Origin of the sequence: Streptomyces sp. NPDC024017, assembly GCF_040638895.1 — a bacterium.
Classification (GTDB): Bacteria; Actinomycetota; Actinomycetes; order Streptomycetales; family Streptomycetaceae; genus Streptomyces.
Genome location: NZ_JBEZYZ010000019.1, coordinates 1 through 19,789, shown reverse-complemented (window position 1 = coordinate 19,789; position 19,789 = coordinate 1). Strand labels below are relative to the sequence as shown.

Annotated in this window: 20 protein-coding genes; 8 read left to right on the top strand and 12 right to left on the bottom strand. The window is 74.2% G+C overall.

The features are described 5' to 3' along the window. Window positions 1-47: 47 nt before the first annotated feature. Complete coding sequence (locus tag AB0G20_RS36300; RefSeq protein ID WP_361310267.1) at window positions 48-1,637, bottom strand: AMP-binding protein; 1,590 nt, start codon at window positions 1,635-1,637, stop codon at window positions 48-50. A gap of 148 nt (window positions 1,638-1,785) precedes the next feature. On the opposite strand from AB0G20_RS36300, the gene AB0G20_RS36295 reads away from it, so the two are divergent. Both AB0G20_RS36295 and AB0G20_RS36290 read left to right on the top strand, forming a co-directional pair. After that, window positions 1,786-2,262, top strand: a complete 477-nt coding sequence (locus AB0G20_RS36295; RefSeq protein ID WP_361310265.1) for a nuclear transport factor 2 family protein — start codon at window positions 1,786-1,788, stop codon at window positions 2,260-2,262. Window positions 2,263-2,306: 44 nt separating this feature from the next. Further along, window positions 2,307-2,786: a nuclear transport factor 2 family protein gene (locus tag AB0G20_RS36290; RefSeq protein ID WP_361310263.1), complete on the top strand. Its 480-nt coding sequence runs from the start codon at window positions 2,307-2,309 to the stop codon at window positions 2,784-2,786. On the opposite strand, the gene AB0G20_RS36285 is transcribed toward AB0G20_RS36290, so the two are convergent. The 3 genes from AB0G20_RS36285 to AB0G20_RS36275 all read right to left on the bottom strand — a co-directional run bounded on the left by AB0G20_RS36285 (window position 2,761) and on the right by AB0G20_RS36275 (window position 5,770). Continuing rightward, window positions 2,761-4,062: an FAD-dependent monooxygenase gene (locus tag AB0G20_RS36285; RefSeq protein ID WP_361310260.1), complete on the bottom strand. Its 1,302-nt coding sequence runs from the start codon at window positions 4,060-4,062 to the stop codon at window positions 2,761-2,763. The two genes, AB0G20_RS36290 and AB0G20_RS36285, sit on opposite strands and share 26 nt — an antisense overlap. Window positions 4,063-4,114: 52 nt before the next feature. Then, the gene (locus AB0G20_RS36280) at window positions 4,115-4,867 is read right to left on the bottom strand and encodes an alpha/beta fold hydrolase (protein WP_361310258.1); all 753 of its coding nucleotides are present in this window, start codon (window positions 4,865-4,867) and stop codon (window positions 4,115-4,117) included. An 81-nt stretch (window positions 4,868-4,948) separates the two neighbouring features. Next, the gene (locus tag AB0G20_RS36275; RefSeq protein ID WP_361310255.1) at window positions 4,949-5,770 is read right to left on the bottom strand and encodes an AfsR/SARP family transcriptional regulator; all 822 of its coding nucleotides are present in this window, start codon (window positions 5,768-5,770) and stop codon (window positions 4,949-4,951) included. Window positions 5,771-6,187: 417 nt separating this feature from the next. Here AB0G20_RS36275 and AB0G20_RS36270 point away from each other — a divergent pair, with 417 nt between their 5' ends. The 6 genes from AB0G20_RS36270 to AB0G20_RS36245 all read left to right on the top strand — a co-directional run bounded on the left by AB0G20_RS36270 (window position 6,188) and on the right by AB0G20_RS36245 (window position 12,137). Continuing rightward, window positions 6,188-7,231 carry an AfsR/SARP family transcriptional regulator gene (locus AB0G20_RS36270; RefSeq protein WP_361310252.1) on the top strand — a complete coding sequence of 348 codons (1,044 nt, stop codon included), beginning with the start codon at window positions 6,188-6,190 and terminating at the stop codon, window positions 7,229-7,231. A gap of 109 nt (window positions 7,232-7,340) precedes the next feature. Further along, window positions 7,341-8,606 carry a beta-ketoacyl-[acyl-carrier-protein] synthase family protein gene (locus AB0G20_RS36265; protein ID WP_361310249.1) on the top strand — a complete coding sequence of 422 codons (1,266 nt, stop codon included), beginning with the start codon at window positions 7,341-7,343 and terminating at the stop codon, window positions 8,604-8,606. Further along, a complete protein-coding gene (locus AB0G20_RS36260; RefSeq protein WP_361310246.1) occupies window positions 8,603-9,865 on the top strand; it encodes a ketosynthase chain-length factor in 1,263 nt (420 codons plus the stop codon). Before AB0G20_RS36265 ends, AB0G20_RS36260 begins: the two co-directional genes overlap by 4 nt. A gap of 51 nt (window positions 9,866-9,916) precedes the next feature. Next, complete coding sequence (locus tag AB0G20_RS36255; RefSeq protein WP_361310243.1) at window positions 9,917-10,180, top strand: acyl carrier protein; 264 nt, start codon at window positions 9,917-9,919, stop codon at window positions 10,178-10,180. 13 nt (window positions 10,181-10,193) lie between these two features. Then, window positions 10,194-11,120, top strand: a complete 927-nt coding sequence (locus tag AB0G20_RS36250; RefSeq protein ID WP_361310240.1) for an MBL fold metallo-hydrolase — start codon at window positions 10,194-10,196, stop codon at window positions 11,118-11,120. 60 nt (window positions 11,121-11,180) lie between these two features. Then, window positions 11,181-12,137, top strand: a complete 957-nt coding sequence (locus AB0G20_RS36245) for an aromatase/cyclase (protein WP_361310238.1) — start codon at window positions 11,181-11,183, stop codon at window positions 12,135-12,137. Here the strand turns inward: AB0G20_RS36245 and AB0G20_RS36240 are convergent. The 8 genes from AB0G20_RS36240 to AB0G20_RS36205 form a co-directional block, all read right to left on the bottom strand. Beyond that, a complete protein-coding gene (locus AB0G20_RS36240) occupies window positions 12,091-12,882 on the bottom strand; it encodes an alpha/beta fold hydrolase (protein WP_361310235.1) in 792 nt (263 codons plus the stop codon). The two genes, AB0G20_RS36245 and AB0G20_RS36240, sit on opposite strands and share 47 nt — an antisense overlap. A gap of 52 nt (window positions 12,883-12,934) precedes the next feature. Continuing rightward, window positions 12,935-13,765 carry a 4'-phosphopantetheinyl transferase superfamily protein gene (locus AB0G20_RS36235; protein WP_361310232.1) on the bottom strand — a complete coding sequence of 277 codons (831 nt, stop codon included), beginning with the start codon at window positions 13,763-13,765 and terminating at the stop codon, window positions 12,935-12,937. Continuing rightward, window positions 13,762-15,498, bottom strand: a complete 1,737-nt coding sequence (locus AB0G20_RS36230) for a beta-ketoacyl synthase N-terminal-like domain-containing protein (RefSeq protein WP_361310229.1) — start codon at window positions 15,496-15,498, stop codon at window positions 13,762-13,764. The genes AB0G20_RS36235 and AB0G20_RS36230 overlap by 4 nt, the downstream gene beginning before the upstream one ends. Before the next feature lie 15 nt (window positions 15,499-15,513). After that, window positions 15,514-16,251: an acyl carrier protein gene (locus tag AB0G20_RS36225; RefSeq protein ID WP_361310227.1), complete on the bottom strand. Its 738-nt coding sequence runs from the start codon at window positions 16,249-16,251 to the stop codon at window positions 15,514-15,516. 135 nt (window positions 16,252-16,386) lie between these two features. After that, window positions 16,387-17,040 carry a ScbR family autoregulator-binding transcription factor gene (locus AB0G20_RS36220; RefSeq protein ID WP_361310224.1) on the bottom strand — a complete coding sequence of 218 codons (654 nt, stop codon included), beginning with the start codon at window positions 17,038-17,040 and terminating at the stop codon, window positions 16,387-16,389. 46 nt (window positions 17,041-17,086) lie between these two features. Continuing rightward, window positions 17,087-17,914: an AfsR/SARP family transcriptional regulator gene (locus AB0G20_RS36215; protein ID WP_361310221.1), complete on the bottom strand. Its 828-nt coding sequence runs from the start codon at window positions 17,912-17,914 to the stop codon at window positions 17,087-17,089. A gap of 230 nt (window positions 17,915-18,144) precedes the next feature. Beyond that, entirely contained in the window at window positions 18,145-18,738 is a 594-nt protein-coding gene (locus AB0G20_RS36210; protein ID WP_361310218.1) for a ScbR family autoregulator-binding transcription factor, read from the bottom strand. A gap of 76 nt (window positions 18,739-18,814) precedes the next feature. Continuing rightward, window positions 18,815-19,789 (bottom strand): carboxyl transferase domain-containing protein (locus tag AB0G20_RS36205; protein ID WP_361310215.1); only part of this gene is annotated, 975 nt, incomplete at its 5' end.

Sequence of the window (19,789 nt, the reverse complement as noted above, 5' to 3'; positions counted from 1 at the left end):
GTCTGCTCCTGAGGAACGTGGGCCCGGGACGGGCGGGATCGGTGAGGTCAGCAGGTGGCCTGCTGCTTGAGCCGACGGCGCACCAGGCGCCGGGCGGGTTTGCCGGTGGGGGTGCGCGGCACGGCGTCGAGGGCCTCCGTCAGACGGATCCGTTCGAAGGGCGCGAGGTGCTCGTTGGCACGGGCGGCGATTGAGTCGAGGACGTCGAGCACGTCGTGGACGTCGTGGACGTCGCCGGGGGTGTCGCGCAGCACGACGCCCGCCCAGACGAGGCCGCCGTGGGTCTCGTCGGGCCAGTCGGCGACCAGGCAGTCGGCGACCCGCGGGTCGGTGGCGAGGATCCGTTCGATCCGGCTGGGCGAGACGATCTCGTTGTCGTACTTGAAGATGTCGCCGACCCGGTCCACCAGCCACAGGGCGCCGTCGTCGTCGACGTAGCCGATGTCGCCGGTGGAGTACCAGCCGTCCGCGTCGGTGCGGGCGCTGATGTCCTCGCCGAGGTAGCCGGCCATCAGCTGCGGTCCTTTGACCTGCACCTCGCCGGTGGACCAGACGTCGACCGGGCGGCGGGTGGTCAGGTCGACGAGGCGGCATTCGGTGCCGGGCACCGGGACGCCGACCGCGCCGGGCCGGTCCAGGCCGGGCTGCTGGCAGTGGGTGAGCGGCGACAGCTCGGCCATGCCGTAACCCTGGATCACGGGCACCCGCAGCAGGTCGCGCAGGGTGGTGGCGGCCTCCGGGCGCAGCCCCGAGCCGCCGGAGAGCACCGCGGTGAGCCGGGAGCCGCCCCGGGAATCCAGCGGGGTCGCGGGCAGCCGTTCGTCGGCGGCGAGGCGGTGCAGCCGCGCGGGCAGCCCGTAGTAGTGGGTGGCGCCGGTGCCGGCGGCCACGGCCAGCGAGACAAGCGGGTCGGGGTCGGTGCACAGCACCTGGCAGGCACCCGCGCAGAGAGCCGAGTTGAGGTGCATCACGTGGTACAGCGGCAGGTGGTTGACGGTGACCGAGTTGCTCTGCAGCCGGTGAGCGAGCGCGGTCTGCCGGGCGTTGGCGACCACGTTGCGGTGGGTGAGCCGCACCCCCTTGGGGAGGCCGGTGGTGCCCGTGGTGAACTGCACGCAGGCGACGGTGTCCAGGTCGACGGGCGGCCGGCCGCAGGTGGCCGGCGCCGTCTCCAGGACGGTGTGCAGCGCCACGCAGCCGGGGGGCACCAGCGCCTTCGAGGCGTCCGTCACCGCGATGGTGCCGAGCGACGGCAGCAGGCGCCGCATCTTCGCCAGCGGGCCCGCGGTCGCCGCCGGGACGAGCGCCAGCTCGGCGCCGGACGCGGCGAACACGTGCCGCAGCCCGTCCTCACCGATCAGCGGATTGACCAGGACCACCGCGGCTCCGGCGCCGATGACGCCGTAGTAGGCGGCGGCGAAGGCGGGGTCGAGGACGTTGGCGACGGCGACCCGGGCGCCGGGCCGGCCGTGGGTGGCCTGCCGCACGAACGCGGCGATCCGGTCGGCCCGGGCGGCCAGTTCGGCGAAGGTCACGGCCTCGTCGGCGGTGCGCAGGGCGAGGCGGTGCGGGTGGCGCTCGGCTGCCGTACGCAGCAGCCCGTCCACCGGAAGCTCGGGGTAGGTGAAGTCGGGCACGGCTCGTTCTCCTCCGGGGCTCGGCGGGGGCGGCGCGTGCACCGCTCTGCGGAACCCACGTTCTGCCGAAGCGCTTGAGGAAGGTTCGAAGAGTGCTCGATCTGTGCTGCGGACAGTGGGGGCAGACGACGACGAGAGGCCCCGCCCCATGACCACCGACACGCTCACCGACACACCCACCGCGGACTTCGGGACCGCCCTGCCGGCGGCGGAGGCCGGCGGCCTGTACGCGCAGGTGCAGCAGTTCTACGCGCACCAGATGCAGCTCTTCGACGCACACGACGCCGACGGCTGGGCGGCCACCTTCACGCAGGACGCCCACTTCGACGTCCCCACCCTCGCCGAGCCCGTGCGGGGCCGCGCCGGTCTCGCGGCGAACGTCCGGCGCAACAAGGCCCAGCAGGAGGGCGACGGGCGACGGCTGCGGCACTGGATAGGCATGCTCGACATCCGGTCCCGGCGCGGCGAGGAGCTGCGTACCCGCTGCTACGCCCTGGTGTACGCCACCGAGCGCGGCGGTCCCTCGACGGTGCTGCGGGTGTGCGTGATGGAGGACGTCCTCGTCCGCGTCGACGGCGCCTGGCTCACCCGCCACCGCATCGTCACCCGCGACGATCTGGCCTGACGCCCGCCCCTGTTCGCGCAACCGACCAGACCTGGAGGTCCCCCATGACGGCCTACGCCATGGAAGCGCCTGTCGCCGACCCGGCCGTGCTCACCGACCCGGCCGTGCTGTACGCGCGGGTGCAGCAGTTCTACGCCGGTCAGGTCGTCCTGCTGGACGACCTGCGGGCGGAGGAGTTCGCCGCGACGTTCACCCCCGACGGGGTCTTCGTGCCCTCGCCGCACGCTCCGGTGCTGCGCGGCCGCGCGGCGATCGCGGCGGGCCTGCGGGCCGCCCACGAGCGGAAGTTCGGCACCGAGCCGGTACGCCGCCGCCACTGGTTCAACATGCTGCGCGTGGACCCGGCCCCGGACGGCACCCTGCACACGCACTACTACACGCTGGTCGCGGTCACCCACCCCTGGCACGCCACGCCGGTCATCGGCCCGAGCGCGGTGGTCGAGGACGTCCTGGTGCACGACCACGCCACCGGCGCCCTGCTGACCCTGGAGCGGCGGGTCACACCCGATCACCTGTCGTTCTGAGCCCGGCGGGCGCGGCGTCGAAGAGGTCGGTGCGCACGGCGACCGGATCGGTGCCGTGGGCGACCTTGCGGGTGATGCGCTCCCCGAGCCGGGAGCGCGTCACCAGGGCGGCGGCGTGGGAGCGCAGCCGGGTGGTGACGGGGCCGCCCCGGCCGAGGAGCGCCTTGGCCTGCACCCGCTGCATCCGGTGCACGCTCGCCGCGACCGGCCTGCGCCGCTGCTCGTAGGGCAGCAGCCGGTCCCGGCTCGCGTCGCCGGCGCGGACGGCGTCGAGCAGCACGGGATGGGCGGCCGCGGCGTCCTGCAGGGCGAGGTTGATGCCCTGGGCGCCGATCGGCCCGTGCGTGTGGGCGCTGTCGCCGACCAGCATCAGCCCGTCGTCCACCCACCGGTCGGCCTGCGTGGCGAACACGTCGAGCAGCGTCAGGTCGGTCAGCGAGCGCAGGTGGTCGTGGAAGAGGTCGGCGCATCCCGGCAGCGCGGCGGCCAGTTCGGCGCGGATCACGTCGATGCCGAGGGCGGCGACCCGGTTCCAGCTGCGGTGCGGCAGGGTCCAGCCGACGCGCAGCCGGTCGGGGTGGGTGTCGTGGACGAGGAGGGCGCCGCGTGCGGTGCGGTGCACCCGTACGTGCCCGGTGGCCCGGCCCGGCGCGGGCAGCGCGAACCACACCACGTCCTGGTCGAAGGCCTCGGTCCGTCCGGCGTCGATGCCGGCCAGCATCCGGGTGCGGGAGTAGCGGCCGTCGGTGCCGACGACGACCCGGGCCCGCACGGTGGCGGTACGCCCGCCGCCGCGCTGCGCCACCGCGCCGGTGCACCGGCCGCCGTCCCGCAGCAGCCCGCTGAGCCGGTAGCCCTCCAGCAGGGTGAAGCCGGGGTGGGCACGGCAGGCGGCGAGCAGTTCGTGCAGCAGGTGCCGCTGGGGCAGCGCGAGCAGGCAGTCGTACGGCGCCGGCAGGCGCCGGTAGTCGATGTCGAGGACCAGTCGCTCGTCCTGGAGCACCTGGAATCCGTCGAGCGCGCACGCCCCGTGCTCCCGGGCCGCATCGAGGACGCCCAGGTCGTCGAGGATCCGCTGGCCGCCGGGCTGGAGGATCTCGCCGTGGAAGTCGCGGCGCAGCCCGGTGGACCGCTCCAGCAGGGTCACCCCGACCCCGGAGCGCAGCAGCATCAGGCTCAGCGCGAGCCCGGCCGGGCCCGCCCCGACCACGCAGACATCGGCGTGTACCTCCCGCGTCCGCCCCGTCCCGGGCACGGTCTTCGTCTGGTCGGTCATGTGCGTCCTCCTGTAGTCGGCTGCGACCGGACGAGGACCGCCCGCAGAAGGGTCAGCCGCGCGCCCCGCCGGGCACCGGGGCGGCCCGGCCGAGGCGCCGTACGACACGGCAGGCCCGCCCGAGCAGCCGGGGCAGTGCGGGTTCGCGGACGAAGAAGTGGTCGCCGGGCAGGGTGCGGGTCATCACCGGTCCCGCGGTCCAGTGCCGCCACCGCGCCTGCTGTGCGGGCGGCGCCAGCGGATCGGCGGAGCCGGCGACAGCCAGCACCGGCACGTCCGGCAGCCCGCCCGGCGACGGGGTGCGGGCGGCGCGGCGCAGACTGTCGGCGAGGAGCAGGTCGTCCCGCAGCACCGGCATCACGGACCGGTACCAGAAGTCGCCGGGCACGACCCCCTGCGGTACGGCTCCGCAGGCGTCGAGCAGCCGCAGCAGTCGTTCGTCGGACTCCCGGCAGGCGTCGGCGAGTTCGGAGACGGCGTCGGGCGGCGGGCAGGCCCCCACGGCGAGCAGGGCCGGACCGGGCAGCCCGGCCTCGTGCAGGGCCCGGGTGAGGGTGTAGGCGACCAGCCCGCCGAGGCTGTGCCCGTAGAGCACGTACGGCCCGGACAGGTCGCGGAAGTCGTCCATCAGGTCCGCCAGCAGCGCCTCGCGGCTCGTCGCGCGGGGTTCCCGGCGCCTGCGCTCGCGGCCCGGCAGCAGGTGCGGCACGGACCGGACTCCGGCGCCCAGGCGAGCCGGCCAGCCGTGGAACGAGGTGACGCCGGCTCCGGCGTGCGCGAAGCAGTGCAGCGGTACGTCGGACATGGGCCGTCCCTCTTCTTCTCGCGCCCGGCAGCGGATCCCGCGCCCCGAGGCTCACGCCTCGGCCTCGAGCCGCGTTCGGGTTCAGGCGGCGAACAGGTTGAAGGTGGAGGTGGGGCGCGGCCCGCACACCACGTCCAGCGCCGGGTCGACGGTGAGCATCGCCTGGTGCAGCCGCTGGAGCTGCGGCGAGGGCTCCACGCCCAGGTCCTCGATCAGCCGCTTGCGCAGCCGGCGGTAGACGTCCAGCGCGGTGGCCTGCCGGCCGGAGCGGTAGAGCGCCACCATGGCCTGCGAGTGCAGGCCCTCGTGCTGCGGGTGGCGGGCGATCAGGTCGGTCAGCTCCGCGATGAGTTCGGCGTGCCGGCCGAGCCGCAGGTCGGCGTCGATGCGGCGCTCGACGGTCACCAGGCGGCTCTCCTCCAGGCGCATGACCTCGATCTCCAGGATCGGCCCCACGCGTACGTCGACGAGCGCGGTCCCCTGCCACATGGCCAGCGCGTCGCGGAACAGCCCGGCCGCCCGCGCGTCGTCGCCGTCCTCGAACGCGGTCTGGCCGGCCGTCACCAGCTGCTCGTACCGGTGCACGTCGACGCTCTCGGGAGGGATCTGCAGCAGATACCCGCCGTGCCGGGTGGCCAGCACCTCCTTGGCGGTGCCGGGGACGTCGGGCCCCATGGCGGTACCGAGGCGGCGGCGGAGCTGCAGGATGTACGTCTGCATCGTCGTCATGGCGCTCTGGGGCATGTTCGTGCCCCAGATCTCCTCCATGAGCGTGGGCACAGGCATGACCCGGCCCGGGTAGAAGGCGAGCAGAGCGAGGAGTTGCCTCGGCTTGCCCGCCGTCGGAACGATCGAGATCCCGTTGACGTCGGCGCTCAACGGACCCAGAACCTGTATCTCCACAGTTTCCCTCCCCGTACCGGTTGAGTGGGTGGTTCCACTCGTGGCTCAAAGCCGTCGGCCGTGCAGCACGCTAGCCCCGTTGGCGTGGCACCCCTCGGAATCTCCACCCGCGTTCGAGCGACCTTCCACAGGCGGGCTTTCGACCTGGGACCGGCCCGCTCGAGAACGCTTGCACGAACGCTGGAGGGGGGCTCGCGCACGCCGTGGCCGCCCGCCCGGGACGGCTATGGTCGCAAGGGCGGCCCGCTCCACCGCGCGGTCGTGCACGGCCGAACCGGAACGTCTGCCACCGCGACCTCTCCGGCCGCCGCACCCGACGAGCATCGGAGTCACCATGGAACAGTCCCCGCTCGTGCCCGCCCGCACCGCCGGTCCCCGTCCCTCGTACGACCGGCTCCCGGACCGAGCAGTGCCGCGATGAGCACGCCGGGCGGCGTCACGGTCCTCGCCCCGGCCTCGCCGGACCTCCCCGCCTCCCCGGGCGGCGAGACCACCGGGGCGGCCTTGCCGTCCGGCGGTGAGCGGACCGAGTTCCGGCTGCTGGGCCCGGTGGAGATCCGGGACGGCGGCACCGGTGCCGGCATCGTGCCGCCCGGGCCCAAGCAGCGCGTCCTGCTGTCCGCGCTCGTGCTGCACGCGGGCCGGCTGCTGTCCGTGGACCAGCTCACCGAGGAGCTGTGGGGCGACCGGCCCCCGTCGAACGCGGCGAACGCGCTGCAGGCCCACGTGGCCCGGCTGCGCCGGCTGCTGCCGCGCGAGCCCGTGCCGTCGGCCGGCCACGAGTGGATCACCACCCTGCCGACCGGCTATCTGCTGAGCCTGGGCCGTGCCACCACCGACGTCCAGCACTTCCACCGGCTGTCCGCCAAAGGCCGCGCGGCGGTCGCCACCGACCCCGGCCACGCGGCCAGACTGCTGCGCCGCGCCCTGGCACTGTGGCGCGGCCCGGCCCTGCAGGACAGCCGCTACGGCCCGCTCTGCGCGGGCGAGGCGGACCACCTGGAGGAGCACCGCCTGACCGCCCTGGAGACCCTGTACGAGGCGAGTCTGCGCTGCGCCCAGCACGGTGAGATCACCGGCGAACTGGAGAAGCTGACGGCCGACCACCCGTTGCGGGAACGCTTCTACGACCTGCTGATGGTCGCCCTCTACCGCAGCGGCCGGCAGGCCGAGGCGCTCGGCGTCTACGAGCGCGCCCGGCGCCGGCTCGTGGACTCCCTCGGCATCGAGCCGGGCCCCGTGCTGCGCGCCCGCCTGGAAGCGATCCTGAACCACGCCCCCGACCTGTCCGTCCCCGCCGGCCCCGGCCTCCCGAACGGGCCGACGCCGCTGACCGGCGCCCTGGAACTGGGCAGTGAGATCGCCCGCCTGCAACAGCACATCGACGCGCTGGTGAGCCGTCAGGAGGCGCTGGTGAGCCGGTTCGACGCGCTGGTGTCCCGCCTGCCGGAGACGGGCTGAGCGGCGCCGGTGGCGCTCGCGCGCACCGGGTTCGAGCCGTCCTCCAGGCACCTCGACCACGCTGAGCGGAACGTGGCGAGACCTGGAGGGCAACTGTGAGGAACAGCCGATGAGACGGGTCGTGATCACCGGGATCGGAGTGGTCGCCCCGGGGGGCGTGGGCACGAAGGAGTTCTGGTCGGTGCTCACCGCGGGCCGCACGGCCACCCGCGGCATCACTCTGTTCGACCCCGCCCAGTTCCGTTCGAAGATCGCCGCGGAGGTGGACTTCGACGCCGCCGCGCACGGCTTCACCCCCGATGAGGCCGAACGCCTGGACAGGGCCGCGCAGTTCGCGGTGGTCAGCACCCGCGAGGCCCTGGCCGACAGCGGACTGGACGGCACGCTCGACCCGCTGCGCACCGGGGTCACCCTCGGCAGCGCGCTCGGCTGCACCACCGGCCTGGACGTCGAGTACGCCGCGGTCAGCGACAACGGCTCGCACTGGCTCGTCGACCACGAACGGGCCGTCCCCCATCTGTTCGACTACTTCGTGCCCAGTTCGCTGGCCGCCGAGGTCGCCCGCACGACCGGCGCCCAGGGCCCGGTGTCGCTGGTGTCCACGGGCTGCACCTCGGGCCTGGACGCGGTGGGGCACGCGGTGGAGCTGATCCGCGAGGGCAGCGCCGACGTCATGGTCACGGGCGCCACCGAGGCCCCCGTCTCCCCCATCACCGTGGCCTGCTTCGACGCGATCCGGGCCACCTCGCCCCGCAACGACGAACCGGAGACCGCCTCGCGGCCCTTCGACCGCACCCGCAACGGGTTCGTGCTCGGCGAGGGGTCGGCCGTCCTGGTCCTGGAGGAACTGGAGCGGGCCCGCCGCCGCGGCGCGCACGTGTACGCGGAGATCGCGGGCTTCGCCAGCCGCAGCAACGCCTACCACATGACCGGTCTGCGCTCCGACGGCCGGGAGATGGCCGAGGCCATCACCGCCGCCCTGGACGAGGCCCGTCTCGCCCCCGACGCCGTCGACTACGTCAACGCCCACGGCTCGGGCACCAAGCAGAACGACCGGCACGAGACGACGGCGTTCAAGCAGAGCCTCGGGGCCCGCGCCTACGAGGTGCCCGTCAGCTCCATCAAGTCGATGATCGGGCACTCGCTCGGCGCGATCGGCTCCCTCGAGGTGGCCGCCAGCGCCCTGGCCATCGAGCACGGCACCGTGCCGCCCACGGCCAACCTGCACGAACCCGACCCCGCCTGCGACCTGGACTACACCCCGCTCGTCGCCCGCGAACAGGTCACCGACACGGTTCTGACCGTGGGCAGCGGCTTCGGCGGTTTCCAGAGCGCCATGGTCCTGACCCGCCCGCACCTGGGGGTACGCGCATGACCGGCACGCCCGTCCTCGCCCCCGCCGCCCGTGACGCGAGCGCCGGCACCACCCACGCCGTGGTCACCGGCATCGGCGTCGCCGCCCCCAACGGGCTGGGCGCCGACGCCTGGTGGGCGGCCGTGCTGCGCGGCGAGAGCGGCATCCGTCCGCTGACCCGCTTCGACGCCTCCCGCTATCCGGCCCGGCTGGCCGGTGAGGTCCCGGGCTTCGTCGCCGAGGAGCACGTGCCGAGCCGGCTGCTGCCGCAGACCGACCAGGTGACACGGCTGTCGCTGACGGCCGCCGAGGAGGCGCTGCGGGACGCCGGCGTCGACCCGGCCGAGCTGCCCGAGTACGCGGCGGGGGCGGTCACCGGGGCGTCCGCGGGCGGTTTCGAGTTCGGCCAGCGCGAACTGCAGGCCCTGTGGAGCAAGGGCAGCCAGCACGTCAGCGCCTATCAGGCGTTCGCCTGGTTCTACGCCGTCAACAGCGGGCAGATCTCCATCCGGCACGGGCTGCGCGGGGCCAGCGGGGTGCTGGTGTCCGAGCAGGCCGGCGGTATCGACGCCGTCGGGCAGGCCCGCCGCCAGTTGCGCCGGGGCGCCTCGCTGGTGGTGACCGGCGCGGTCGACTCCGCGCTGTGCCCGTGGGCGTGGGCCGCGCACCTGGCGGAGGGCCGCATGAGCCTCGCCGACGACCCCGACCGGGCCTTCCTGCCGTTCTCGGCGCAGGCAAGCGGCTACGTCCCCGGCGAGGGCGGTGCGCTGCTGGTTCTGGAGAGCGCCGACGCCGCCCGCGCCCGGGGCGCCCGGGTGTACGGCACGGTCGCCGGGTACGCGGCCACCTTCGACCCGGACCCCGCCGCGGGCGACGGCTCCCGTCTGGCCGCCGCGGCCGAACTCGCCCTCGCGGACGCCGGAGTACGGCCCGACCAGGTCGACGTCGTCTTCGCCGACGGCGCCGGGGAACGGGTGGCGGACCGCGCCGAGGCCCGGGCGATCGCCGGGTTGTTCGGGGCGTACGGCGTCCCGGTGACCGCGCCGAAGAGCATGACCGGCCGGCTCGCCTCCGGCGGTGCCGCGCTGGACCTGGCCGCCGCCCTGTTCGCGCTGCGGGACCAGGTGATCCCGCCCACCACCGGAACCCGGCAGCCGGCCGAGGACTGCCCCGTGGACCTGGTGACCGGCACGCCGCGCCGGGGCGTCGCCCTGCGCACGGCACTGGTCCTGGCGCGCGGACGCGGCGGCTTCAACGCCGCCGCCGTGGTCCGTGCCTGAAGCCCCACCCCCCGGCCCGTACGCGAAGGACACCGAGAAAAGAGGGACGACGTGAACCGGCTCGAACTCACTGACCTGATCGCCCTGCTGCGCGAGTGCGCCGGCGAGGAGGAGGGTGTGGACCTGGACGGCGACGTGCTGGACGTGCCGTTCGCCGATCTGGGCTACGACTCGCTGGCGGTGCTGCAGACGACCGGGCGCATCGAGCGGGACTGGGACGTGCTGCTGGACGAGGAGGCCATCGACGAGGCCGACACCCCGCGCGCCTTTCTCGACCTGGTCAACCGGGCGCTGTCCGAGCGCACCGCCGCCTGAGCGGGGCGCCGGGATGACGGTGGTGTCCGCCGGTGCCGCCGGTGCCGTGGCGGCGGAAGTGGCCGACGGGGTGTACGCCTTCGTGCAGGGCGACGGCGGCTGGTGCCTGAACAACGCGGGCCTGGTCGTGGGCGACGGGGGCGCGAGCGTGCTCGTCGACACGGCGGCGACCGAGGCGCGGGCGCGGCGGCTGCGCGCGGAGGTACTGCGCGTCGCGGGCACACCGCCGCGCACGCTGGTCAACACTCACTTCCACGGTGACCACACCTTCGGCAACCACCTGTTCCCGGAGGCCGTGGTCCTCGCGCACGAGCGGACCCGCTCCCACATGGCGGCGGCGGGACTGCATCTGACGTCCCTGTGGCCCGAGGTGTGCTGGGGCGACATCGAACTCGCGCTGCCGGAGGTCACCTACCGGGACGCGCTCACCGTGCACGCGGGCGGGGTGCGGGTGGAACTGCTGCACCTCGGCCCGGCCGCGCACACCACGAACGACACGGCGGTGTGGCTGCCCGAGCAGCGGGTGCTGTTCACCGGCGACGTGGTGATGTCCGGGGTCACACCGTTCTGCCTGATGGGGTCGGTCGGCGGCTCCCTGGCCGCCCTGGACCGCATGCGCCGCCTCGATCCGCTGGTGGTCGTGCCCGGTCACGGTCCGGTCGGCGGACCCGAGCTGTTCGACGCCGACGAGGCGTACTTCCGCCGGCTGCGCGACCTGGCCCGCCAGGGCGTCGCGGACGGCGTGAGCCCGCTGGAGCTGGCCCGCGCCGCCGGCCCCGGCCCCTTCGCGGGGCTGCTGGACGCCGAACGGCTGGTGCCCAACCTGCACCGCGCCTACGCGGAGGAGCGGGGCGCGGCCCCCGGCGACCCACTGGACGTCCCGGCGCTGTTCCGGGAGATGACGGAGTACCACGGCGGCCTCCCGGCGTGCCGGGCGTGACCTGCCCTTCCCCTTGGAGGAGACCTCTGAGGGAACCTTCGAGAGAAAGAGGTGGCGAAGGTGTCGGCCGAACGGGTGCACCGCACCGCGCACGAGGTGGAGATCGCCGCGCCCGCGGCGGTCGTGTACGGGCTGATCGCGGACGCACGGCGGTGGCCGCTGGTCTTCCCGCCGAACGTGCACGTGGAACGGCTCGCGTCGGACGGCACGCACGAGCGGCTGCGGATGTGGGCGACCGCCAACGGCACGGTCAAGTCGTGGACGTCGCGCCGCCGGCTGGACCCGGCCGGGCGCCGCGTCGATTTCCGTCAGGAGGTGTCGGCCGCGCCGCTCACGGGGATGGGCGGCAGCTGGATCGTCGAGGAACGGGGCGCGCACGCGTGCCGGCTGGTCCTGCTGCACGACTTCACGGTCGGCGGCGACCGCCCCGAGGACGTCGCATGGGTGGAGCGGGCCACGGACACCAACAGCCGCGCGGAGCTGGGCCGGGTCGGTGAGCTGGCGCGGCGGTGGCCGGGCCTGGCGGAACGGACGCTCTCCTTCGAGGACTCGGTGCGGATCGCGGGCCCGGCCGGTGCGGTCTACGACTTCCTGCACGACGCCGCGGCCTGGCCGCGGCTGATCCCGCACGTCGACCGCCTGGAGCTGACCGAGGAGAGCCCCGGCGTGCAGGTGATGTCGATGGACACCCGCACCGCCGACGGGACGGTGCACACCACCGAGTCCATCCGCGTCTGCTTCCCCGACGCGCTGCGCATCGTCCACAAGCAGACCGTCACCCCGGCCCTGATGGACGCCCACACCGGTGCCTGGACCGTCGTCCCCGACGCCACGGGTGTCACCGTGACCGCGCGGCACGACGTGATCCTGCGCGAGGAGGCAGTCGAGCCGGTCCTCGGCGCGGGTGCCACCGTCGCCGACGCCCGCCGGCACGTCCGTGAGGCGCTGGGCCGCACCACCGCCGCCACCCTCACCCTCGCCCGGCGCCAAGCGGAGCGGGCACCGGCGCGCCGCTGAGGGCGGTCAGGCGGTCCTCGACGAGGCCCCACACCTCGGCGGCCCGGTCGACGAGGAAGAAATGGCCGCCGGGCAGCACGTTCACCTCGAACGCGGACCGGGTGTGCTGCCGCCAGGCCCGCACCTGGCCGAGTTCGGCCTTGGGATCGCGGTCGCCGGTGAACGCGGTGACGGGGCAGGCGAGCGCCGGACCGGTCCGGTAGCGGTAGTCGCGCACCGCCTGGTAGTCGGAGCGCAGGGCGGGCAGGATCAGCTGCAGCGTCGCCTCGTCGTCGAGCAGCACGTCCCCGGTGCCGTTCAACTCCCTCACTTCCGCGAGGACTTCGGCGTCGGTGACGGGCTGCCGGTCACCGGCGTGGTCCAGCGCGGGGGCGCGGCGTCCGGAGACGAACAGCCCGACGGGAGCGCGGCCGGCCTCCTGCAGCAGGCGCGCGGTCTCGAAGGCGACGATCGCCCCCATGCTGTGCCCGAACAGGGCGTAGGGCCGGTCCGTCCACGGGCCCAGTTCGCCGGCGATCCGCTCGGCGAGCGTCCCGATGTCGGGAACGGCCGGTTCCCGCAGGCGGTCCTGGCGGCCCGGGTACTGCACGGCCAGCACCTCCACCCGCGGGGCCAGCTCCCGGGCGACGGGGTAGAAGAACCCGGCCGATCCGCCGGCGTGCGGCAGGCACACCAGCCGGACCGGGGCGCCGGGGGCGGGACGGAAGTTCCGGAGCCAGGGGCCGGGGGCGGGGCTTGTCGTCATGGGTCCTTCTTCTGCGTGGTCTGCGGCGGGGCGATCATCGTGCGAGGACCCCTCAGACCAGTACGGACACGGGCTCGGGCAGCGGCACCAGGCGCGGCGCGGCGCGTCCCCAGGGGAAGCCGTGGTGGAGCTGGAGGGCGGGCGGCGCCTCGGGGCCGGCCAGCACGGCGACGGCGGCCACCACGTCGGGCACCGGCTCCAGCTCCACGAAGCGCCACCAGCGTTCGTGGTCGTTGTCGGGCGGCCGGAAGCCGGTCACCCCGCGGTCCTCGGCGAGCGTGAAGGAGAAGGAGTCGAAGGGGAGTCCGAGGCCCAGTCCCCGCGCCTTGGAGTACGCCTCCTTCAGGGTCCACAGCCGCAGCACCCGCCGGTCGCGGGGCCGGCCCGGCGCGGCCTCGGCCACCCAGTGGCGTTCCTCCTCGGCGAAGGTCTCCACGATGGTGTCCAGGCCCTGGTCGCCGCGGTCGAGTCGTTCCACGTCGACGCCGATGCGGTGGCGCCGCACCACGCCGAGCAGGTTGTGTCCCTGGGCGTGGGAGAGGTTGAAGTCCAGCTCGCGTCCACCGCGGGGCAGTCCCTCCGGCGGTTTCTGCAGGAACGGCCGTCCGCGCGAGGATCGCCAGATCACCGCCTCGGGCTCGGGCACCCCGCTCTCCAGCGCCAGCACCCGCCGTACGAGGGTGTGGGCGACGAGGTACTGGCGCCGGTCGCGTTCGAAGAGGAACCGGCCCGCGGTCTCCTGCTCGTGCTCGTCCAGCCAGTGCGCGGCGAGGGTGGCGGCGATGCCGGGGGCCAGTTCGTCGTTGGGGCAGAACCACAGCTTCACCGTCTCGTCCGGCCCGGGGGTCGCGGGGTGCTGCGGCACCGTGGGCGTACCGTTCATCCGGCCCGCTCCCCCACCGGGTCCAGCCACAGTGTCCGCCGCAGGAACGCCGACGGCGGCGGCACCGCTCCCCTCGTCGCGGCCGGGCCCTCCAGCGCGGCCCAGTCGGCGTCGACGCCGCTCAGCCACAGCCGGACGAGCTGTTCGATCCGCCCGCTGCGCCACAGCGCTGCCAGGTAGTCGCGGGTCTCGGGGGCCTCGCCCAGTCCCAGCGGATCGGCGCCGTTGCGCAGGTCGGCATGGCGCAGGTTCCCGCCCGTGGTCCCGGTCTCGGCGAACCGCCTGAGCGCGGCGACCAGTTCGGGCACGTCGGCGGCGAGGACCGCGATCCGGCAGGGCAGGGCGGCCCGCCCGGTCCGCAGATGCCGCGCCGCCTCGGCGAGTACTGCGCCGTCGGGGTCCTCCCCGCGCGCCTGCAGCCAGTCGGCCAGCCGGGCTGCGTCGGCCACGAGGTGGGCGCGGGTGGGCGCGGACAGCAGGACGAGCTGGTCGCCGCCGTCCGCGTCGGCCGGTGCCGTGGCGGGCACGCCCGGGAACTCCTCGACGACCGCCCCGGCGGCGAGCCCCTGCCCGTCGTCCACCTCGACCGTGGCGCCGCGCGGCACTTCGCGTCCCTGGTCGTCACGGGCCCGCTGCCACGGCACGGGCTCCTCCCCTTCCGTTGCGGGGGCGATCACCCCGTGCCCCGCCTGGAGCGCGGCGGCGGTGAGGCCCGCGATGCCCAGGGCCGCGCCGGCGTCCCCGACGCGCCGGACGAGTGTGTCGCGGGTCTCGCGCAGCCGGAAGCCACCGGCCCCGCGGGTGCCGTCGTCAGCCGTGCCGTGCTGCGGTGCCGTCCGCCGGAAGCCGCTCCAGGTGTCCCGGACGACGGCGTGCACCCGGTCCCCGTCGCGCAGCGCCCGGTCGAGCCGCTTGAGCACCACCGCGCCCACCCCTTCCCCGGCGCCGTCACCGGCCCGCGAGGCGTGCAGCAGCAGTTCGACGCCGCCGGCGACGGCCGCGGCGCACTCGCCGCGCGCCAGCGACTCGACGGCGAGGTGGACGGCGGTGAGGGCCGAGCAGGCGCCGGTGTCGACGGCCTGCCCGGGCCCGCTCAGCCCGAGCAGCGCCGCGAGCCTGCCGGGCAGGCTGCCGTGACCGCTGCGGGGCATCTCGCGCCGGCCGCGTCCCCAGGCCTCGGCGGCCAGCAGCGCGTAGTCCGCGGAGCTGACGCCGACGAAGACCCCGACCGCGCGCGGCACGCCGCCGGGGCCGGTCAGGGCGTCCAGCCGGGCACCGGTGCAGCCGGCGTCCTCCAGGGCCTCCCAGGCGGTCTCCAGCAGCAGCCGTTCCTGGGGGTCGAGCAGGGCGCCTTCGCGGGGCGTGAGTCCGAAGAACTCGGCGTCGAACTCCGCGACGCCGTCCAGGAAGTGCCCGCGCTGTCCCGGGGCGAGCACGGATCCGCCGGGCCGTCCCGAGGGCGCGCCGCGGGCGGTGTCGCGGCCCTTGCGCAGGTTCTCCCAGAAGGCGTGCGGGTCGTCGGCCAGGGGGTAGCGTCCGGCGAGGCCGACGACGGCGTACCGGCCGTCCGTCACGGGAGGGCCGTCGGTGCGGGGCGGAGCGGTGTGCGGCTGCTCCTGCGGTGCCGGGGCCGTCGCCGGTGTCCGGGCCGTCGCGCCGGCCAGCAGCCGGGTGGCCTCCGTACGTTCCAGCGTGCCCGCCTTGAAGCGGGTGAGTATCTCGCGTTCGTCCATTCTTCTTCCGCCCGTTCAGGACCGAGGACGCAGCAGGCCGAGCGCGTCGTCGACGGAGATCCGGTCCTCGCGCACCGCGTCGAGGAGCGCGTCGATGCCCATCACGCGGGCGGCCGGGGCCGGGCCGGGCACGGTCGGGGCGGGCCGGGGGGCCGCGGTGCCCGCCGGCGTGGCGGAGACGACGTGGGCGGCCATGGCGGCCAGGTCCGGGTGGTCGTAGAGGGTGACGGCGCGCTCCCGCAGGCCGTAGATGTCGTTGATCGTCGCCACGAACTCCGCGCCCAGGATGGAGTCCACGCCCAGCACGTTGAAGGGGGCCTTGGTGTCGATGTCCCAGGGGTCGCAGCACAGGATGCGGGCGAGTTCCTCGCGCAGCACGTCGAGCACCGCTCCCGCGGAGGGCAGGGGTGCCCGGGCGGGGGCGGGCGGGGACGTGCGCACGGCCGGGCGGGAGACGGGCCCGTCGAAGGGGGCGTCGCCGGGCATGCCCCGCTCGCGGGCCACGTGCCGGGCCAGTTCGAGCAGCGTGGGGTGGTCGAAGAGCGCGTCCGGTTTGACCGCCGTGCCGTAACGGGCGTTGACGGTGGCGACGAACTCGACGGTCAGCAGCGAGTCGAGGCCCAGCGCCTGGAACGTCTGTGTCTCGTCGATCCGTTCGGCCTTCAGGCGCAGCACGGTGGCGAGCATTCCCACGAGTTCGGTCATCAGGTCGGCGGACACCTCGTTCGGGGATGTCTCGCTGTGTTGGGGCATGGCTTGACTCCAAAGGTCCGTCCGTCCCGGCCGGCCGACGACGGAAGTATCGAAGAGGGGTGGGGCCTCGGACCATCGCCGGACGGCATGAACCGCGGGGCCGCGTCTGGTCCGCAGGAGGGATCCGCCCGCCGCTCAGGCGGCCCCGGCGGCCCCGGCGGGCCCGGCGGTCAGTGCCGAGGCGCGCACGTCGTAGCGCTCGATGTGCTCGGCCGGTACGAGGGCCGCCAGCAGCGGGTCCCACAACGCCGCGACCTTGCGGCGCAGTTCCGGACGGCAGACACCGGTGCCGGCCAGCACGCCGATGCCGCACACCGCCGCGGACAGCAGCGTCTCGGGGCCGTCCGCGCAGATGTGGTCGCGCAGGTCCCCGGCCTCGCGTGCCCGGTCGATGAGCCGCAGCACCTCGGTGATCCACGCCTGGTGGAAGTCGGTGACGGGCGGCTGCCGCCCGGTGCGTTCGTTGGTGATCCGGAAGCTGGCGCGGATCACCGGGTCCTCGTGGAGCACCCGGGCCAGCCAGTGCGTCATGTCGATCAGCGCCTGCACCGGCGGCACCCCGGACTCCCGCCGGCCCGACACGAAGTCGCGCAGCAGGGCCCGGCCCTGTTCCTGGACGGCGTCGGCCAGTCCTTCCTTGGAGGCGAAGTGGAAGTACAGCGCCCCCTTCGTCAGTCCGGCCTCCTGCGCGATCTGTCCCAGTGTGGCGCTGGCATAGCCGTTGCGATCGAACATGTGGGCGCCTGCCCGGACGAGCCTGCGCCGCGTCCTTTCCGACCTGGCCTGCATCGCGGGCCCCCTCCTCACCTGCGGAGCGTCTACGCGGGACTGCGGCTCAGCCGACCCGGCTGAGCCGCTCGCCGCCGGCGGGGGCGACGGGGGTCGGTTCGGGCCCGGCCATCAGGATCGACCGCTGCATCCGGCGCAGCCCGGCGGAGGGCTCCAGGCCCAGTTCCCGGACCAGGGCGGTGCGCAGCCGCGCGTAGACGTCGAGGGCCTCGCTGCGGCGGCCGGAGCGGTGCAGGGCCAGCATGAACTGGCCGTGCAGGTTCTCGTGGGTGCGGTGACGGCTGACCAGGACGGTCAGCTCGCCCAGCAGCTCACGGTGGCGGCCCAGCCGCAGGTCGGCCTCGATGCGCTGGTCGAGTGCGCACAGCCGGGTCTCCTCCAGCCTCCGGGTCTCCATCTCGAGCTGCGCGCCGGTCTGTACGTCGGCGAGCGCGGAGCCGGTCCACAGGGAGAGGGCGTCCCGGAGCTGCCGGGCCGCGCCCGCGAAGTCTCCGGCGTCCATGGCCCGGTAGCCCGTGCCGGCCAGCCGCTCGAACTCGCGGACGTCGCTGGCGCCGCCCGAGGTGTTGAGCAGGTAGCCCCCCGGCGAGGTGACGAGCACGTCCTTGGCGGTGCGCGCCGGGGCGCCTTCCGGGTCGTGCTCGACGGCCGCCGAGATCAGTTCCCGGAGCTGGAGTACGTAGGTCTGGAGCGTGGTGCGCGCGCTGCGCGGCGGCTGCTCGCCCCAGAGTTCCTCGATCAGCGTGGCGACGGGCACCACCTGATCGGCGTGCAGGGCGAGCAGCGCCAGCACCTGGCGCGGCTTCGGTGCCGTCGGGGTCACCGAGACCCCGTTCTCCCTCACGTCCAATGCGCCCAGTACTGCGATGTCCATGCCGTCTCCCCTGTCCCGCTACTGGGCTCCCAGTAAAAAACGGGCCGGATGGTTTGTCAATACCAAACCATACGCGCTGTTTTTTTCCTCCCGGCTCACTCCACTGGCGCTCGATGGCCGCTTGAGCTGGCCTTTCATCCGCCGGGCAGGGGACCAGGGAACCGCACGAGACGACTGCACCCCTGCACGACCGCACAAAGGTCCCAAAAACACGACCGCTCGGACTGTTTTCAGGAGGACCGCGGGCCCCGTCCCGTCAGCCGGGGCAGCAGCAGATCCCAGAACCGCGTGACCCTCTCCTCCGACAGCCACGTCTTGTCCGTGCCGCTGAGCACCTCGAACCCGATCGTGGCGGCCACGACGGCGGTCGCGGCGTCGTCCGCCGACACCTCCTCGGCGAGCCAGCCGTCCTCGCCGGCCCGCAGCAGCACGTCCTCGACCCAGCGCTGCCATTCGCGCCGGAGCACCGGACCCTCTCCCCCGCCCGGGCCGTCGGACAGCTCGAACCCGGCCCGGACGACGGCGTCGTCCCCGATCCGGCTCATCAACTGGTGCGTGGCCGCCACCAGTTCCTCCAGCGGACCGCCGTCCCGCGCCCCGGCGTCCCGCACGATCTGGCGCACGACCTCCAGTGCCTGAGCCACGATGGCCTGCGTCAGCGCCTGCTTGTTCTCGAAGTGGAAGTGCAGCGCGCCGTTGCTCACCCCGGCCTGACGGCTGATCGTCGTCAGCGAGGCGCGGGCGAAGCCCTCCTCCGCGAACACTTCGGCTCCGGCACGGATCAGAGCCTGGCGGGTGCGGGCCGCGCGCTCCTGCTTGACCATCAATCGTCTCCTGGGCCGGGACACGGCAGGCACTCCCGGGCGGGGGCGCCTGCCGTGTGTCCCGTCGTTCGTCGGTTCACTGCGGTGGGTTGCCGTGCTTGCGGGAGGGCAGGTCGGCGTGCTTGGTCCGCAGCATCGCCAGGGCACGGACGAGGACCTCGCGGGTGTCCGCGGGGTCGATGACGTCGTCGACCAGGCCGCGTTCGGCCGCGTAGTACGGGTGCATCAGCTCGGCCCGGTACTCCTTGACCACCTTCTGGCGCATGGCCTCGGGGTCGTCCGCCTCGGCGATCTGCCGCCGGAAGACGACGTTGGCCGCGCCCTCCGCGCCCATCACGGCGATCTCGTTGGTCGGCCAGGCATACGTCAGGTCGGCGCCGATGGGCTGGCTGTCCATGACGATGTACGCACCTCCGTAGGCCTTGCGCAGGATCAGCGAGACGCGCGGCACGGTCGCGTTGCAGTACGCGTACAGCAGCTTCGCGCCGTGCCGGATGATCCCGCCCTGCTCCTGGCCGACGCCGGGCAGGAAGCCCGGAACGTCCACCAGCGTCACGAGCGGCACGTTGAAGGAGTCGCACCACTGCACGAACCGCGCGGCCTTCTCGGAGGCCTCGATGTCCAGCACCCCGGCCAGCGCCTGCGGCTGGTTGGCGACGATGCCGACGACCTCCCCGTCCAGCCGGGCCAGCGCGCAGACCACGTTGCGCGCCCAGCGCTCGTGGACCTCGAGGTACTCACCGTCGTCGACGATCTCCTCGATCACCTTCGTCATGTCGTACGGCTGGTGTCCGTCCGCCGGCACCAAGTCCGCCAGCACCTCGCAACGACGGTCGACGGGGTCAGAGCAGCGCACCCGCGGCGGGGTCGTCCGGTTGTTCTGGGGCAGCAGCGACAACAGGTAGCGGACCTCGGCGATGCAGGTCTCTTCGTCGTCGTAGGCGAAGTGCGCCACACCCGAGGTCTCGGCGTGGACGTCGGCGCCGCCCAGGCCGTTCTGCGTGATCTCCTCGCCGGTGACCGCCTTGACGACGTCGGGGCCGGTGATGAA